The organism is Streptomyces sp. NBC_01591, from assembly GCF_035918155.1.
Taxonomy (GTDB): domain Bacteria; phylum Actinomycetota; class Actinomycetes; order Streptomycetales; family Streptomycetaceae; genus Streptomyces.
Genome location: NZ_CP109327.1, coordinates 8,374,379 through 8,390,009, shown reverse-complemented (window position 1 = coordinate 8,390,009; position 15,631 = coordinate 8,374,379). Strand labels below are relative to the sequence as shown.

The window sequence follows — 15,631 nt, the reverse complement described above, 5'->3', positions numbered from 1 at the left end:
AGTTCAGGCAGAACCGGTCCCGGGCCCCTTCGCACGGCGCAAGGGGTGGAGAAGGCTGGCGACGATCTCCCCGGTGCCGGGGAAGGATGCTGGATCGCCGAGCCCGACCGCGACCGGCTCACGGCCGGGCCGCCAGGTGTAGCTGTCGAAGACGTGGTCCCAGATCGACAGGTCAGAGCCGTAGTGGCCCGCCTCGGACAGATCGGTGCTGTGGTGCAGTCGGTGTTGTTCGGGGCTGGCGAGCACATGATTGAGCCGGCCGATGCGCACGTCGATGTTGGCGTGGACGAAATAGCCCTGGGCGGCCACAAAAAGACCCACGAGAAACACGGAGTCACGGGAGAAACCGACCAGTGCCAGAGCCAGCTGAACGGTTCCCTGCGCGAGAACGATATCGAGTACGTGATTGACACCGTTATTGGCGACATTGACCTTTTTCGGCACATGATGAACGCCGTGCAGTCGCCACAGTATCGCGTTGGTATGACCGAGCCTGTGCACCAGATAACTGGCAAGGGAACCGGTCAGTAATGCTGCGGGTATTTCCGCCCAGAGATTGAACTCCGACTCGTGCGGCGACACCTCGGAGACGACTGCGGAAACCAGATATTGCGCAAATACGCTGGCCACCATCGTCAACAGGAAGTAGACGCCGTACCAGCGCCATTCACCGGCGTTCGGGTGCCAGGCCCGCCGGTGCGGGATCAGCCGTTCGAGCGCGGTGAGATAGGAGATGACACCGAGCAGGAAGAGCGGGCTCACACGGTCGGGGTCCCAATCGAGACACAGCGCCGCCGCTGCCACCGAAACCGCGCTCGCCAGCAGGAACGGGTACGCCGCCACACGCAGGACTGCGCGCATGAACGGTACCTGCGCCACCTTCCCTCCGGCCCGACCGGAATTCACCTCCGGGTCACCGCCGGGCAGCGGATCACAATTTTCCACTCACAGCACCTTTACGAAAGGAACCAGCACGGCAGAGCGCACCGTGAAGGAGAAACCGATTGCTACATGCAGGCGCACGGGTCCGGCGCACCGGACGCCATCTGTCACACGCAAGGAATGTGGGTTGAAGTGTCACACGGGCCGCCTCATGGACCCCGCGGACCCGAGTGCCGTCACCGGCCCGGCCCGCTCTACTAACTTTTCCCTGCTCGGCGACCTCAACCGTCGAATTCAAGCCTCGTACCGCTGCTCCGAGGCGGGCATGGCGAGAATTGTCGGTGAGACCTGGACATTCGGTCCGCCGTGAATATGAATTACTAGTAATACCGGGCACCGGGTCTTTTCGCTTCATTGCTTCGTCGGAGCCGGTGCCGCACGCCGGCGGATTCGCGCAACCGACGCGCTCAAGCAACCAGGGGCCGGTCCTGCGGCGCGATCGGCGCCGGGAGCACCGTGGAACCGCTCAGATAGCGGTCCGTCGCGGCGGCGGCGGACCGTCCCTCCGCGATGGCCCACACCACGAGGGACTGGCCGCGCCCCGCGTCACCGGCGATGAAGATCCCGTCCGTCCGGCTACGGGCCGCCCGCCCGGACGGCTCCGTCGTCTCGGCCCCGAAGCCGGCGTTCCGGGCGAAGTTGCCCCGGTCGTCCAGCGCGAGTCCGAGCTGCCGCATCAGCCCCGTGCCGTGTTCGGGGCCGTAGAAGCCGAGGGCGAGCAGGACCAGATCCGCCGGGATCCCTCGTTCGGTCCCCGGGCGCGGCCTTCTGGCCTCCGGTTCCACCTCCGCGAGGCACAACGCGCGCACGCGCCCCGACCGGTCCCCCTCGAAGCGGAGGGTGGCCGAGGAGAAGACCCGCGGATCCGCGCCCTCCTGCCCCCGGGCCTCCTCATGGGCATGGGATATCCGGTAGACCTTCGGATACGTGGGCCAGGGCTCGCTGTCCCGCCGGGTGTCGCCGGGCTCCGGATTGATGTCCAACTGCACCACGGAGGCGGCCCCCTGACGCAGTGCGGTACCCATGCAGTCCGAGCCGGTGTCCCCTCCCCCGATGATCACCACATGCTTGCCCGCGGCGGTGACGGCAGGCGCGTCGAAGTCACCCTCGGTGACCCGGTTGGCCAGGGTCAGATAGTCCATGGCCTGGTGGATGCCGTCCAGCTCACGGCCGGGGACACGCAGCTCCCGTTGCCCTCGCGCACCGACGGCGATGACAACCGCGTCGTGTCGCTCGGTGAGCTCGGCGGCGTCGAGGTCATTGCCGATGTCCACCCCCGTGCGGAATTTGGTGCCCTCCGCCCGCATCTGCTCGATGCGGCGGTCCAGGTGGCGTTTCTCCATCTTGAACTCGGGGATGCCGTAGCGCAGCAGTCCGCCGATGCGGTCGGCGCGCTCGTAGACGGCGACGGTGTGGCCGATTCTCGTGAGCTGCTGCGCCGCGGCCAGGCCCGCCGGCCCGGAGCCGACGACGGCGACGGTCTTCCCGCTGAGCCGCCCGGGCGGCCGGGGTGGCGCGTATCCGTGTTCCCAGATCTGGTCGGCGATGGCCTGCTCGACGTTCTTTATGGTCACCGGGTCGGCGTTGATGGTCAGCACGCAGGCGTCCTCGCACGGGGCGGGGCACAGCCGCCCGGTGAATTCCGGGAAGTTGTTCGTCGCGTGCAGCCGCTCGGCAGCGGCCCGCCAGTTCTCCCGCCTCGCGTACGTGTTCCACTCGGGGATGAGGTTTCCCAGCGGGCAGCCGCTGTGGCAGAACGGGATGCCGCAGTCCATGCAGCGCCCAGCCTGCTCGGACACGAGGGGGAGACGTGCCTGTCCCGCGTAGACCTCGTTCCAGTCGCCCAGCCGTTCCTGGACGGGTCGTGCCGGAACGGGGCGGCGGGGGAACTTGAGGAAGCCGTGCGGGTCGGTCATGGGCCGCCTCCATCGCTCACTCGCGGTGCACAGGCGTTTTTGCCAGCGTACGCCCGCTCCATCCCTCGGCCCACCATGCCGATGGCACCCCTTCGGCGGGATCGGAAGCGTCACCGGCCGGTCACGCGGCGGCGCATTACTGGTATGGACATGACCAATCGCCCCTGACTGGTCTCGACCTTGGTCTAGACCTAGCGGGGCGGAGTGCGCCCTCCCCACTCGTCTCGCGGCGCCCCCACACCTCCCTCAGGAGCGAAGCATGCGCAGAAGGATCACCTCGTTCGTTCTCGGCATCGGAATCGCCGGGGCCTCCCTCCTCGTCACCACCGGCAGCGCCCAGAGCCATGGCTACACCGATGCTCCCGTCAGCCGTCAGCAGCTCTGTGGCAACGGCACCGTGCGCGATTGCGGCCAGATCCAGTGGGAGCCGCCGAGCGTCGAGGGCCCGAAGGGCTTCCCCGCCCGCGGCCCGGTCGACGGCACCATCTGCGCCGGCGGCAACGGCCGGTTCTCCGAGCTCGACGACCCGCGTGGCGGTGCCTGGCCCGCGACGCAGGTCACCAGCGGGCAGAGCTACACCTTCCGCTGGCGCATCACGGCCCGGCACGCCACCACCGACTTCCGCTACTACATCACCAAGGACGGCTACGACCCCGCCAAGCCCCTCACCCGGGCCGACCTGGAGCCACAGCCGTTCCTGACCGTGCCCTTCGGCGGCCGTCTTCCGGCGTCCACCGTGACCCATGCCGGAGTCCTGCCGCAGAAGTCGGGCAAGCACCTGATCCTCGGTGTCTGGACGATCGCCGACACCGGCAACGCGTTCTACGCCTGCTCGGACGTCACCTTCTGAGCCCGGTCCGCACCGGGACGGCCTCCGCTGCCCGGGGTGGCCCCCACCCCGAGCAGCGGAAGTCGTCCGGCAGTGCGCCAGCCGATGAGGGCCTCGGTGAGCTGGCGGGTGGTCTGCGCGGCGACCCTGGGGTTGTCGCGTTCGCCGAAGTCGATGACCGCGTCGAGGCGGCCGTCGGTGGTCAGCAGGTTGCCGGTGTGGAGATCGCCGTGGAACCAGACGGGAGGACGGTCCCATCCCGGCGCACCGAGCGCGGCGTCCCACAGTTCGGTCATGGCCACCGCGTCGAACGTGCCGTCGACCGCCGCGATGGCGGCCCGCGTCGCACCGTCCCGGTCGGCCAGTGACCGTACGGTCAGGCCCTCGCGATCCTCACCGGGCGCGACCCGCTGGAGGGCGGCCAGGAATCCCGCCAGGCCCTCGACGGTCGCCACTTCGCCGTCCAGCCAGCGGGACACCGCCCAGGGCCACGGGTAGCCGAAATCCGGCTCCCCCACTCCCATCGGTATCGGGACGGGAGCGGCAGGTGCGGGGCGAGCCGGGGCAGCCATGCGGCTTCCTTGCGGGCCTGCCCGATGGCCCCCGGATGGCGGGGCAGCCGGACGGAGAGTTCCTCGCCGAGTCGGTGGATCACATGGTCCGAGCCGGCCCGGTCGAGCAGCTTCAGCGGCAGCCCCGCCCACTGCGGGAACTGTGTCGACCAGCCGTCTGACGAGTGCGGTGTCGATCGCGGGGTGGATGTCCACCGTTCGCCCGTCGGTCAAGAACGGCTCCTGTCTCCGGCCCGCTCGGTACGGCGGGCGGTGCCGGCCATCACAGTGCCCGGCACTCGCCTGTCGACCCGTTCTCCCAGCCGACCTCCTCACGGCGTTGCCGCTCCGACGCCGGTGACAGGTCCCTCGACGAACACCGGGGACGGGCCTGCCTCCAGGGTGAAACGGCCGTCCGTCGGTTGTCTGACGGAGCGTCGGCCCCAGGAGTCGACCAGAGTCACCGGGCCGGTCGCCGACACCGTGAGGTTGCGGGCGGTGGTCGACCACACCACGCGTGTGGTGCCGCTGCCGGTGAAACGGACGGAGTAGGCCGGTGCGGCCAGCCCGTCGTTGCCGGCGTACGTCTTGCCGCCGAGCATCCGGGCCACCACGGCCTGGGCGACCGCGGCCGGTTTCGGGGCGTTGGCGGTGACCGAGACCGGGTTCGCGGCGGTGGCGGTCACGGGCTGCCGGAGCATGCCGAAGTTCTTTTCCTTGTCGGCGGGGTCGCTGCCGTCGTCGACCAGGTCGTACCAGTAGACCCGGGTCACGCCGTTGGCCAGGCCGATGGCGTAGAGCCGGATCAGGTTGTCGGCCTGCTGGCGTTCGGTGGTGCCGTGACCGGTGTCGGTGGGCCAGCCCATCTCGCTGAGGATGATCGGTTTGTCCTTGCCGCCGTTGGCGGCGCGGATCCGCTGCCGCAGGCCGGCGATGGTGTCCCCGGAACTTCCCAGCCACTCCGGTCCGCCCGGGTAGTGGTAGGGGTGGACGCTGTAGGCGTCCATCGCCTTCAGTCCGCCGCGGTCGATCAGGTCCGGCGCGAAGCACTTGGTACCGTCGGCGTGCACGCAGTTGCCGATGCCGATGGTGGCCGGGCCGACGACCGAGGCGCCCGGGTCCGCGGCCTTCACGGCCTTGTTCACCCCTTTGAGCACCTCCAGGTAGCAGGCGGCGCTCTTCCCGCAGGCGCTGTTGTTGAAGGTGTCGGCGTTGTACTCGTTGAGCACCTCGACGTTGCTCTGGTCGTAGTGCTTCAGCACCGCGGCGGCGAACTTCCCGAAGGCGGCGATGCCTTCGGGACTGCTCGGCGTCCGGCCGTTGTCGTACAGGGAGTTGGCGCCGTTCGCGATGATCAGCGGAGTGATGCCGAGCGCGCGGACGCGCTCCATTTCGGTGGAGAAGGCGGCCGGGAAGGTGTAACTGCCCTTCGCGGTCTCGAACCGGTGCCACCAGGCGTCCTCGCGGATGTGCGCGATCCCTGTCTTGCGTGCCTCGTCCAGCACGTTCAGGCCCCAGCCTGCGCGGCCGATGTGCACGGCGGCGCCGAACGGTGAAGCCGGGGCGATCACGCTGTCCGGCACCGGTTCGATGACGGCGAACGAGGTGCGCAGGTCAGTCGGATCGGTGGAGGAGCCCGCGTGCAGGGAGAGTCCGAAGTAGCCGGGGGCGAGGTCGGAGACGGGGATGGTGGCTTTGCCGCCGGAGAGCCAGCTGGTGCCGCCGCGCACCCGGGTGCCCTGTTCATCGGTGACCGTCCAGGAGACCGAGGCCGCCGACGAGCCGAACTCCACCGCGCCCTGGCCCCGTTGGAAGATCAGGCTCGGGGAGGTGACGGACAGCGTGTGCGTCGCGGCGGGGGCGGACGGCGGGAAGGCCACGATCAGGGACAGCGCGAGGGCAGGCGCGAGAGCGAGAGCCGGCACGCGGGCGAACGGTGAGCGTCTTCGTGAACCCGGCCGGTCACGGCGCGGGCGCCGGGAGCCCGCCGTATCGCCGGTGCCGATGGAGGTGTTGGTCATGGTGGTTCGCCCTCTCGCGGCTGATGGTCGACGTGACGGTTGTCGGGAACGATGGCCGGTGGGCGCCGCGTGTCACGGCACCCACCGGCCATGAAGCAGGTCAGCGGGTCAGCTGCACCTGCTGGTAGCGCACCAGCTTCCAGTTGTTGAGCCCGTCGCCCCAGGTCTGCCATCCGTCCAGACCGAGCGAGCGGTAGTTGTCCCGCTGCACACCGTCGTTCTTGTTGACCGTCAGGGTCAGCGAGAACGAGGGGTCCTCGGGCGACAGCGGGGCGATCCGCTTCCACGGTACGGCGACGAGGTACGTCGTCGTCCCGGCGTCCTCGTCACGGGCCACTCGGACATCGGCACCCGCCACGGAACCCACCGGGTAGTCCTTCGGCAGGGATTCGACGAAGACACCCGGCCCCTCCGTCACGGTGTCACCGGCGTAGAGCATGTACCAGTCGGCGCCCCAACGCCCCAGCCCCTCCCCCGGTTTGCCCGGCTGCACCCCGATGCCGATGCTGTCACCGGCGGGCAGCCAGGCCACCTTCTCTGCCGTTCGGTGGTCCTTCTCCCGGACCACCGCGGACACGTAGAGGTTCTTGTCGTCCCAGGTCGCCCACATGTCACCGTCGGCGACGGAGGGTTCGATGCCGCTGTACGAGCCGACTTGGGAGAGGTCAACCTTCGGGGCGTTCCCCAGGCCCGTGAGCCTGCCGTCCACCAGGTGCGGGGTGGCCCTGGCGATCGGGCTGAAGCCGAAGGAGTCGCTGTCGCCTGCGGTGCGTCCGTCCGCGAGTCTGGCGGTCACCCCGACAGGCTCGACGGCATAGGCGGAGGCTCCTTCGACGGTGGTGCGGAAGGTGCGGGCGCCAAGCGGCGGGACCGTACCGCCGTCGTCGATGCCCCGGCCCGTGATCGTTCCGGTGAGGTCGCCGAAGGACCAGTCGATCCCGGTCACCCTGACCGATGCGTCCGGCGAGTGGTTGGTGACGGTCACCGCCAGTCGGTCGGTGCGGACAGCGCCCTTCACCGACATCTCCGGGGACACGTCGACCGTCACCGGATCCGCCGTCACCTCCGTGCCGGTCGCGACCGCCCCGGTCCGCTTCCCGTCGAGGGTGACCGCCGCGGTCAGGCCGCGGCTGCCGGGGGTGTCACCGGCCGGGGCCCTCAGCACAGCGCTCGCCCGTCGGCCGGGCGCCGCCGAGACGGTGACCCGCTCGCCCTCGATCTCGAAGACCGCAGTGCGCTTGCGTGCCGATGCCCCGTCACCGCGGGCCGTGGCACGGTTGTCGAGTGTGGCGGTCACCGGAATCTCCGCGCCTGCCGCGATGCCCTTCGGTGCGGACAGCGACAGCAGCGGTGACGGCTCGACCTTGTCCACCGCGGCCCGCAGATAGACCGGGGCGCCGGTGGCCGTGAGGTGCACCCAGCCGTCCACCGGTTCCAGCACCCGCTCCGAGCCGAGCATGTCCACCACGGTGACCGGCTTCCCGGTCCGCACCCGGACCGGTTTGCCGCTGCGGTCGCTGCTCCACAGGGCCGTGGTCACCGCGCCGCCACCGGGCGAGCCGGGCGCGGAACTGAAGGTGTAGGCGTGCAGGTCGCGGTCGCCGGTGCGCAGCCGCCCGGTGAACTTCGCTTCGGTCAGTTCGCGGGCGACGGTGGAGTAGGAGAGGTAGGCGGGCTTCGGGTTGAGCCCGTTGGCCTCCGGGCCCGTCTTGCGCAGCAGGCCGAAGTTGTGCTCCGCGTTGTTCGGGCCGTTGCCGTCGTTGATCAGGTCGTACCAGTAATAGCGGGCGATGCCCGCGGCCTTGGCCTCCAGCAGGGCGCGTGCGGTGGCCTGTGCCTGGGTCTGCTCGCTGACGCCGACGCCGTCCCGGCCGGCGGAGGTCCAGCCCTGCTCGGTGATCCAGATGGGGAGTTCCCTGCCGTCGTTGTACTGACGCATCAGCCGCTTGAGGCCCGCGATGTCGAGCTCGACACCCTCGGGGTCGCCCGGGGCACGGTAGGGGTGGATGGAGATCGCGTCCATGTGTTTGAGCCCGCCGAGCTTGAACAGCTCCTCGAACCAGTCCAGGGGCACCTTGAACGACGAGGCTCCGACCACGGTGACCTTCGGGTCGGCGGCCTTGACCCCCGAGTACGCGGCGGCCAGCGTCTTCGCGTAGCACTTCGCGCTCTGCGAGCACACGCCGTTGGAGAAGCCACCGTAGTACTCGTTCCAGACCTCCAGCGACTCGATCCGGCCGTTGGCCTTCTCCGCGACCTTTCCGGCGTACTTCCCGAACGCCTGGTACGCCTCGTCGGTGCTCGGGATGTTGCCGTAGTCCGAGTTGCCGAAGCCCAGCAGCATCAGGCCGTTCTGGCCACGTGCGCCGAAGTCCGCGGTGACGCGTTCGCTGGCCTCGGGCCACTGGTACTCGCCCTTGGGGCGCTCGATGCTGCTCCAGTAGGTGGAGTCGACGCGCAGTGTGTCGGCACCGGCGCGGGCGGCGAGCTTCGTGCTGTCGTCCCAGGCGTCGCCGGGGGCCGAGCGGTGGTGGTGGTTGATGCCGAAGAAGGAGTCGGTGGTGCGCTTCGGATCGGGGCCGGGGTGCTGCACCGCGAAACCGGCGGTGCGGGCGACGGGGGCTCCGTCCGCAGCGGTACCGCGGAGCGTCAATGTGTAGTAGCCGAGGGGGAGTTCGCCCGCGTCGACGGCGCCTTCGCGGGTGGCCGGGTCAACGGTGGCGGTGCCCCGCCGCACGGTGCGGCCGCGGTAGTCGCGGACGCTCCAGGGCACGGTGCGGTCGCGGGCGGAGAGGACCCCGAAGGTCGCCCGCTCCCCCGGGTCGAAGAGGTTGCCGGGCGTGGTCACATCGATCTGTACATCATCGGTGTCGACCGGGGACGGGGCGAAGGCGTAGCGGGCGAAGCAGACCGGTTTCTCACTGGATCCCATGTCCTGTGCCCAGGTGGCGATGCGCATGTCCCGGCCGTACTGCCCGCCGGTGAACGCCCCGTCCGGGATGTAGAAGTGTGCGGTCCTCCAGGTGTTGGTGCCGGTCGTCTTCACGATCCGTGAGGTGCGCCACGGGTTCGCGCCCCCGTCGTAGACCAGCGCGAACTTGGTTCCGGGCGCGTCGAAGTAGTCGATGTCGACGGCCGCGTGGTTCGCCCCCTCGTGCTTGAGGCGGGCGTCCACGGTGACGTTCAGATACTGGTTGGGGCGGCCGGGGCCGATCTCCCAGCAGTCGCGGTCGCCGTACGTCTTGACATTGGCGCTCGCCTCGTCGCTGCCGGGGGACGCGTCGAAGGTGGCGCCCTGGGCCGCAAGTGTCTTCCCGAACACGGCGGTTGCGGAGTCATTGCTGTCCGCGGCGGTGGATCCGGCTCTCTCCGCGGAGGCGGCGGCCGGGCCGAAGGCCAGGAGGCCGAGCAGCGTGGAAAAGGCCACCGCCGCACGGGACAGGCGTCTGCGTGGTCGATGTCGCATGGCAGTGAAACTCCCTGATCATCGGGCGCTGGGGTGCTGCGCGCGGTCTCTGCGGAGAACGTGGACGGACTGAGCCCGATGCGGCTCCGGGCCGTTGCGCAACCGCTTGCTCAAGCGCGGCACAGACTGGCCCCGCAAACAAACTCTGTCAAGGGTTCGCACAGCAACCGTCGTCATCGCACAAGCAGTTGCGCATCACGGATAGGCTGACGTCATGGCGGAACGGGGCAGGGTCACACTGAGCGATGTCGCGGCGGTCGCCGGGGTGTCGCTCTCCACGGCATCAAGGGCGCTCAACGGCGGCGGCCGCGTCTCGACGGCGACGCGATCACGCATAGCGGAGGCCGCGCGCAGACTCGACTTCCGCCCCAACGCCCTGGCACAGTCCTTCGCGTTGGGACGGAGCCGGACGATCGGCATTCTCGCCCGGAACGCCCGGGGAGCATTCACCGAGCCGGTGCTGGTCGGGGCGTTCACCCACCTCGGCGGCCGGGAACAGGCGTGCCTGCTCTACGACGCGAGTTTCGACCCGGACTCGATGGCCGACAGCGTCCGCAGGCTGCAGGCCCGCCGCGTCGACGGGCTACTGGTGCTCGGCGATGACCTCCGGGTCGAAATGCGCTCTGTCACGACCGAGTTCTCCGTCCCGGTCGCCTACGCGTACGGGCTCACCGACCGGGAGGGCGACTCCTGTTACGTCCCCGACAGCCGGATGGCCGGTCGGCTGGCGGGCGAACATCTTCTGTCGCTGGGCAGGCGACGCATCGCGCACATCACCGGAGAGGCGGCCGACACCGCCGCGACGGGACGCGAGCAGGGGCTGCTGACCTCGCTCGCCGAAGCCGGGCTGCCCCCCGCGACCGGCACTCTCCGGGGTGACTGGAGCCGGGCCTGGGGGGCCACCGCCTGCCGCCGGCTGATCGATTCCGGCGCCCTGTTCGACGCTGTCTTCTGCGGCAACGACCAGATCGCGCTCGGCGCGGAGTCCGTCCTGCGGGAGTCGGGCAGGCGCGTCCCGGACGATGTCGCGCTGGTCGGTGTGGACAACTGGGAGTACGTGATCAGTGGTCAGCGCACCCGCCATCTCACCACCATCGACACGGGGTTGGCCGCGCTGGGCGCAGCCGCGGCGGCCCAGGTGGCCGACGGGCGCGACGCCCCCGGGATGCACGCCCATCCGTGCACGCTGGTGGTCGGCGCGACGACGGCCGGGGAACAACCGGGGGGCTGAGCCGGTCGGCCCGACGGTCCTGCGCTCACTCGGTGACAGCGAGTCGGGCGCGCGGCTGGACGGTGACGAGGGCGATGCCCCCGCAGCACACCGCGAGGAGCAGCAGCTCGGCGGGGGAAGGAGCGGGGGCTGTGCCCAGCGCCCAGTCGCCGAGGCGCACGGTGAAGGGAACGGCCAGTTGCACGGCGGCCGTGAAGACCGGCCCGCGGAGCAGGATGAGCCGGTGCTGCACGAGGTAGGCGGGCGCGTACACGGCCGCGCCCAGCACGACTATGCCGCCGGTCGCGGCAAGTGTCGGCGGGTGGGCGATCAGCGCGGGCAGGGCCATCGGGAGCAGCAGACACGTGGCGGCCGCGAGCAGCACGGACAGCACGGCAAGCGGCGGCAGCCCCGACAGCCGCTCCCGGTACAGGAACCCGTACACGGCGAAGGCCACGGTCGCCGCCACCACCAGCAGCAGCCCCACCCCGTCCGCGTCACCGGCGTCCGCGCCGAGCGCCGCGTAGCCGGCCGCCGCCGCGCAGGCGAGTGCCGCCCCAGCCACCTTGCGCGGCCCGGACCGTTCGCCGAAGAACAACGCCCCGACCGCCACCGAGGCGCACGGCATCAGCGCGACGACGAGATTGGTGAGCGAGGTCCCGATGCGCGGGATGGCGAGGAGGGTCCCTGCCGCGTAACCGGCGAAGCCGAGCAGGCCCAGCAGCCATACGGTGCCCGGCCCGGCGGCTGCCCGGCGCAGGTCGGCCCGGCCGTCCGCGGTGGAGGCGGCGACGACGGTGAGCACCGCGCAGCACACGGCGGTGCGGCCCACGGCGACGATCAGCGGATCGGTCCCGGTGACCAGGGCGCCGGAGAGCAGCCAGGTTCCGGCCAGCAGCAGGACGAGGACGGCCGGCATCGCGTGGCCCTTCCGTGGGCGGTGGAGGAACGGGCAGAGGGTGCGCAGCCGTTCGGCCCCCACGGCCACTTTCCTGTTCCCTGCAGATGCCAACTATAACGACGGGGGGGTCGCCTCCACCGGGTCATGCGGTCTGCTCGCCGCCCTCACTCCGGCCAGGCTGAGTCCAGGATGGTGTCAACGAAGTTGCCACGCCGGTACCCGGGTGCGTAACGCTCCAGGACATCGGCCTTCACATTGCCGAACGTGGTGTCCGGCTTGGGTTCGATGCCTTCGGTGAAGGCCCTGAGGATGCGCCGCTTGAAGTCGGGGCGGGGGTGGAGGGCGACGATCGCCGCACGGTCCGCGCCGCTGATGTCGTCGTACCCGATGCCCAGTACGTCGTACTCCACACCGGCCGTCACCAGCGCGACCTCGGGCTCCATGAACGCCGGGATTCCCGGCGTCGTATGGAGCGCGATGGCGGTCCAGACGCGACGGATGCTGTCCTCGGGCACACCGTGGCTCTGCAGGAATCGCCGTGCCTCGTCGGCGCTGTCCACCTCGAACCGGCGCCCGCTGCCGCGGAATCCCTTGTTGAGGCCGAGATCGTGCAACATCGCTGCGACGTAGAGCAGCTCCGGGTCGAAGCTCAGTCCGCCGTCGTGTCTCCGGAGGCCGCCGAAGAAGTAGACACGGCGGACTGGTGGTAGATCAGGTCGTCGGTCGTGTTACGCACCAACTGAGTTGCCGCTAAAGCCAGTTCGATGTCGGGAACCGTCACTGTGGTGAAGGCGGGGAGATCGGCGCTGCTGGGCATGAGAACTCCTTTGTCGTACGTCGCTTCGGCCTTGCGGCCCTGGTTCAGCGCCGGGATTCGGGGTCGGGGGGAATCCGGCGCGGTGGAACGTCGGCCGCCTCGTCCCGGTCCGCCGGGGAGAGATGGAGATGGGCCAGATCGTGCGGGACCGGTCCGTCGGGACGGAAGAGCGGCGCGCTCTCCCCGTCGGCCGCCGTGGCCGGGGCGTCCGTGAGGCGCAGGCGGGTGCGGAGCCGCCCGTAGAAGTCGTTCGGGCCGAGCCTGATGACCCGCAGACGGCGCGGTGCCGCGTACACCCCGAGCCAGTCCCCGGCGTCCAGTACGCCGCGCAGCTGGCCGTCGATGGTCACCGCGCCCTGTCCCGAGTGCGGCAGGACCCGCACGGCGATCGGCTCGTCGGCCGCGGCGACCACGGTGCGGTCGAAGGTCATGTGCGCTGCCACGGGTGTGAAGAGGACAGCGTCCATGCGGGGGGAGACCACCGGACCACCCGCGGCGAAGCTGTAGGCGGTCGAGCCGGTGGGGGTGGCCATGATGACCGCGTCGGCGGAGTACGAGGCGAGGAGCCGGCCGCCGATGTAGACGCCGAGGCTCACCTGCCGGTCGCGGGCGAGTTTCTCCACGACGACGTCGTTGAGCGCGGTGACGTCCAGTGCCACGCCCCAGCCCTCCGCCGCGGCCTCCGCGTCGAGGGCGACGTGGGGAGGCGGCAGCATCGGGCGTCGTCCGTAGCCCATCAGGGCGTCGATGTCCTCGGGCACTTCGAGTACGCGGGAGGTTCTCATGGTCAGCGTCATGCGCTCCTCGACCACCGCCCGGCCCCGGTGGACGGCGTCCAGCGCCCGGACCACGTCCGCGACCGGCACCTCGGTGAGGAAGCCGACGCGGCCCAGGTCGATCCCGAGGACGGCGCCGTCGTTCTTGGCGGCGATCCTGGCGCCGCGCAGGAAGGTCCCGTCGCCGCCGAGCGTCACGATGAGCTCGGGGTTGCCCGCGACATCGGCCTCCTCGCGCCCGCCGCGCCTGCGTTCGTCGTCGCGCCACACGTCGATGTCCGTGCACGGGATGCCTTCGCGGGCACACCAGTCGCGTACGACGCCCGCCGCGACGACGGCCTCGGCACGGCCCTGGTGAACGACGACTCCGACCCGCTCGACACTCATCCCGCCACGACTCCCCGTGTTCCGACAACGCCCCCTCACCCCACTGTGAGGGAGCCAGGAGTGTGTCCGCCCGTCGTCGGGCCGACACGGCGCCCGGTCGGGCGATCGGTTCGTGACGGCCCCGGGGACGGCACGGGTGCGGCCCGCCCGCGGATGCTCTCCGCCGGCGGGCCGGGCACGGCACGGAACACGTCCGGTTCAGGACCGCGCGTCCTCCGGAATGCTGACCAGCCAGCGGGTCTCCCGGCGGGGCCGCAGGTAGAACGCCCAGTAGAGCGTGGCGACCGCCGTGATCCCGCCGGTCCACAGCAGGTACTCGGTCTCCTGCTGGGTCAGGATGTACGCCAGCACGGCGATAGCAGCACGGGGATCGCGGGCCACAGCGGCATGCGCCAGGCCGGCGCCTCGCGGTGCGTACCGCGGCGGCAGAGCAGCGCGGCGACGGCGACCAGCAGGTACATGGCGGTGACGGACACGCCGGTGACGCCGTACAGGGTGTCGAGGTTGACGAAGCAGAGCGCCGCACCGGGGACGCCGACGACCAGGGTCGCGACCCACGGGGACCCGAACCGGCCGAGTCGGGCCAGAGCGTCGTTGATCGGCTCGGGCCATGCCTTGTCACGGGCGGAGGCGAACAGCACCCGCGAGTTCTGGATGACCATCACGATGCCCGCGTTGATGATCGCGAGGGCGACGCAGAGGCTGACGAAGGTACCGACGGCCGAGTTGGACCAGGCGGCGACCATGGCGTTGAGGTCGCCCGAGGTCAGGGCCGCCAGGCCCGGGGCGCCCAGCGTGATGGCGATGACCGGGACGAGGATGACCGCCGTGGAGATGGCGAGGGTGGCGAGCACGGTGCGGGCCACGTTGCGCCGCGGGTTCTCCAGCTCCTCCGAGAGGTAGACGGCCGTGGAGAAGCCCTGGGTGATGAAGAGCGCGATCGCGAGCCCGGAGACCACCATCATCGCGGTGACGGTCGAGCTCGTACCGCCCGACGAGGCGACCGAGCCGTGCACCAGTGCCGAGGCACCGCGCTCGGAGTGCGCGAAGCCGAGAACGGCGACGACACCTGCCGCGATCACTTCGAGGACGAGGAAGATTCCGGTGATCCACGCGTTGGCGCGCAGGTCCAGAAGACCGGCGAGAGTGGCGAGCACCATGACGCCGGCACCCGCGACGGAAGCCGGAATGTGCACGATGGGAGCGAGGTAGTCGGCCGTCCCCATGGCGATGACCGGGGGCACGATCATCACGACCAGCAGCGAGAGCACGAAGACGAGCCAACCGGCGAGCCGTCCCGCCATGGTCGACACCATGGCGTACTCGCCCCCGGCGCTCGGAATGAGCGTGCCCAACTCCGAGTAGCAGAAGGCGACCGCGATGCAGAGCAGCGAGCCGATGGCGATGGTGAGGGCGGTGTACGTGCCGAGGCTGGAGAACAGGTCCGGTACGACCACGAAGAGGGTCGAGGCGGGCGTCACGCAGGAGAGCGTGAGCAGTGTTCCGCCCACGACGCCGATGGAACGCTTGAGCTTCTGTGGAGTGGGGCCGGTCGCTGGCGCGAGCGCCTGGGGAGCGCTGAGCGTTTCGGTCATCGTGCGGTTCCGATCGACAGGTGCGGTGTCTGAGCACGGGAGCGGTATCGCCTCCAGACGAGGACGTGGTGAGTGGTTTCGTCGCTCCCAGCGCGACATGCAATCCCGACGTGTTCCGCAGGTCAAGAGGTGTTCACCTTCGGAATTCGTTGTTCCGAGGGGTCAATCCGACGATTTGGCGCTAACGACGCATCAAAGCACGGGGATCGGCGGGTGCGGG

8 protein-coding genes and 3 pseudogenes are annotated in these 15,631 nt (G+C 70.1%); 2 read left to right on the top strand and 9 right to left on the bottom strand.

Going from position 1 to position 15,631, the window contains the following annotated elements; translation table 11 throughout:
• Window positions 1–3: 3 nt before the first annotated feature.
• Together OG978_RS38835 and OG978_RS38830 are read right to left on the bottom strand one after the other, a co-directional pair.
• Window positions 4–861 (bottom strand): sterol desaturase family protein, encoded by an 858-nt coding sequence (locus OG978_RS38835; RefSeq protein WP_326769718.1) that lies wholly within the window; start codon window positions 859–861, stop codon window positions 4–6.
• A 488-nt stretch (window positions 862–1,349) separates the two neighbouring features.
• A complete protein-coding gene (locus OG978_RS38830; RefSeq protein ID WP_326769717.1) occupies window positions 1,350–2,858 on the bottom strand; it encodes a glutamate synthase subunit beta in 1,509 nt (502 codons plus the stop codon).
• Between the two features lie 259 nt (window positions 2,859–3,117).
• Here OG978_RS38830 and OG978_RS38825 point away from each other — a divergent pair, with 259 nt between their 5' ends.
• Entirely contained in the window at window positions 3,118–3,708 is a 591-nt protein-coding gene (locus tag OG978_RS38825) for a lytic polysaccharide monooxygenase auxiliary activity family 9 protein (RefSeq protein ID WP_326769716.1), read from the top strand.
• Between the two features lie 143 nt (window positions 3,709–3,851).
• On the opposite strand, the pseudogene OG978_RS38820 reads toward OG978_RS38825, so the two are convergent.
• From OG978_RS38820 to OG978_RS38810, 3 genes and pseudogenes are all read right to left on the bottom strand, one after another.
• Window positions 3,852–4,472, bottom strand: a pseudogene (locus tag OG978_RS38820) (phosphotransferase); the annotation flags it as partial.
• A 98-nt stretch (window positions 4,473–4,570) separates the two neighbouring features.
• Window positions 4,571–6,259, bottom strand: a complete 1,689-nt coding sequence (locus OG978_RS38815; protein ID WP_326769715.1) for a hypothetical protein — start codon at window positions 6,257–6,259, stop codon at window positions 4,571–4,573.
• Window positions 6,260–6,359: 100 nt separating this feature from the next.
• Window positions 6,360–9,686 carry a glycosyl hydrolase gene (locus tag OG978_RS38810; protein ID WP_326769714.1) on the bottom strand — a complete coding sequence of 1,109 codons (3,327 nt, stop codon included), beginning with the start codon at window positions 9,684–9,686 and terminating at the stop codon, window positions 6,360–6,362.
• Between the two features lie 253 nt (window positions 9,687–9,939).
• On the opposite strand from OG978_RS38810, the gene OG978_RS38805 reads away from it, so the two are divergent.
• Window positions 9,940–10,956 carry a LacI family DNA-binding transcriptional regulator gene (locus tag OG978_RS38805; RefSeq protein ID WP_326769713.1) on the top strand — a complete coding sequence of 339 codons (1,017 nt, stop codon included), beginning with the start codon at window positions 9,940–9,942 and terminating at the stop codon, window positions 10,954–10,956.
• Between the two features lie 25 nt (window positions 10,957–10,981).
• Here the strand turns inward: OG978_RS38805 and OG978_RS38800 are convergent, their stop codons facing one another.
• The 4 genes and pseudogenes from OG978_RS38800 to OG978_RS38785 all read right to left on the bottom strand — a co-directional run bounded on the left by OG978_RS38800 (window position 10,982) and on the right by OG978_RS38785 (window position 15,411).
• Window positions 10,982–11,917, bottom strand: coding sequence for a DMT family transporter (locus OG978_RS38800; RefSeq protein WP_326769712.1), 936 nt, complete (start codon window positions 11,915–11,917; stop codon window positions 10,982–10,984).
• Between the two features lie 83 nt (window positions 11,918–12,000).
• Window positions 12,001–12,653 (bottom strand): annotated as a pseudogene (locus OG978_RS38795) (HD domain-containing protein).
• Between the two features lie 44 nt (window positions 12,654–12,697).
• Window positions 12,698–13,816, bottom strand: a complete 1,119-nt coding sequence (locus tag OG978_RS38790; protein WP_326769711.1) for an NAD(+)/NADH kinase — start codon at window positions 13,814–13,816, stop codon at window positions 12,698–12,700.
• A 198-nt stretch (window positions 13,817–14,014) separates the two neighbouring features.
• Window positions 14,015–15,411, bottom strand: a pseudogene (locus OG978_RS38785) (APC family permease).
• Window positions 15,412–15,631: the final 220 nt, after the last annotated feature.